Raw genomic sequence first — 1,708 nt, forward strand, 5'->3', positions numbered from 1 at the left:
GACTGGGGCAGGGTGCCGTGTCGCATGGCGAGGATCATCTTGATGACACCGGCGACGCCTGCGGCGGCCTGGGTGTGGCCGATGTTCGACTTGATCGAGCCGAGGTGCAGCGGCTGGTCGGCGGGCCGGTCCTGGCCGTAGGTGGCCAGGAGCGCGTGGGCCTCGATGGGGTCGCCGAGGCGGGTCCCGGTGCCGTGCGCCTCGACGGCGTCCACCTGATCGGCGGTCAGACCTGCGCTGGCCAGGGCCTGGCGGATCACCCGCTCCTGGGAGGGGCCGTTGGGGGCGGTGAGTCCGTTGCTGGCGCCGTCCTGGTTGACGGCGCTGCCCCGCACCAGTGCCAGCACGGTGTGTCCGTTGCGCTGGGCGTCCGACAGCCGCTCCAGCACCACCAACCCGACACCCTCGGCCCAGCCCGTGCCGTCAGCACCCGCCGCGAACGGCTTGCACCGGCCGTCGGGAGCGAGCCCACGCTGCTTGCTGAACTCGACGAACATGCCCGGCGAACCCATGACTGTGACGCCGCCGGCGAGCGCGAGCGAGCACTCTCCTCGGCGCAGGGCCTGGCTGGCCAGGTGCATGGAGACCAGCGACGAGGAGCACGCCGTGTCCACCGTCAGCGCAGGGCCTTCGAGACCGAGGGTGTACGCGATCCGACCGGACGCCACGCTGCTGGTGCTGCCGGTCAGGCGATAGCCCTCGTAACCGGGTGTCTCCTCATGCAGGGCCGGGCCGTAGTCCAGGGACGTGGCGCCGATGAACACGCCGGTTTGGCTCCCGCGCAGGGAACTCGGCTCAATGCGGGCATTCTCAAGTGCCGCCCATGACGTCTCCAGCAGAATTCGCTGCTGAGGGTCCATGGAAGTGGCCTCGCGCGGACTGATTCCGAAGAACGCGGGGTCGAACATCGGGGCGTCGTGGAGGAATCCGCCGTGCCTGGCGTAGGTCGTCGCGGAGTGGTCGGGATCGGGGTTGTAGAGCTCGTCGAGATTCCATCCCCGGTCCTCCGGGAATTCGCTGATGGCGTCGATTCCTTCGCTCACCAGCCGCCACAGCTCTTCGGCTCCGGAGACATCACCGGGATAGCGGCAGAACATTCCGACGATGGCGATCGGCTCGTCCTGGACCGGCGACGAGACGGACACGTGGGCCGCCGACCCGGCACGAAGGGGTGACACCTTCGTCGTCAGGTGGTCGGCGAGCGCGCTGGAGGTGGGGTAGTCGTACACCACGGACGTCGCCAGGGTGATCCCGGTGGACGTGACGAGGCGGTTGCGGAACTCCACCGCGATCGTGGAGTCGAAGCCGAGCTCCTTGAACGACTGATCGGCGTCCACCTCGTCCGGGCTGCGATAGTCCAACGTGGCGGCGACCTCTGCGCGCACCAGCTCCAGCACCATCTGGCGCTGCTGGCTTTCCGTCAGTCCTGCCACTCGCCGGGCCAGCGGGGAGGTGGCGGAGCGCGGGATGTCGCGCTCTGCGTTCGGGTCGGCGGGCGAATCGAGCTCGAACGTGGAGGCGTCGCCCGAGGTGGTCGGCGTGTGGGTGAGCCAGTAGCGCTGGTGCTGGAAGGCGTAGGTGGGGAGGTCGACGGGCCGGCCGGTGGCGGGAGCGGTGTGGGTGGTCCAGTCGACGGGGGTGCCGTGGGTGTGGAGTTGGGCGAGGGTGTGGAGCCAGGTGTGGGTTTCGGGTCGGCGGGGGTGGAGGG

1 protein-coding gene is annotated in these 1,708 nt (G+C 69.6%); it reads right to left on the bottom strand.

The window, feature by feature from the left end; genetic code table 11:
• The coding region (locus tag ACFZBX_RS36935) for a beta-ketoacyl synthase N-terminal-like domain-containing protein (protein WP_391538201.1) at positions 1 to 1,708 on the bottom strand (1,708 nt) is incomplete at both ends.

The organism is Kitasatospora sp. NPDC008115 (assembly GCF_042957205.1).
Taxonomy (GTDB): Bacteria; Actinomycetota; Actinomycetes; order Streptomycetales; family Streptomycetaceae; genus Kitasatospora.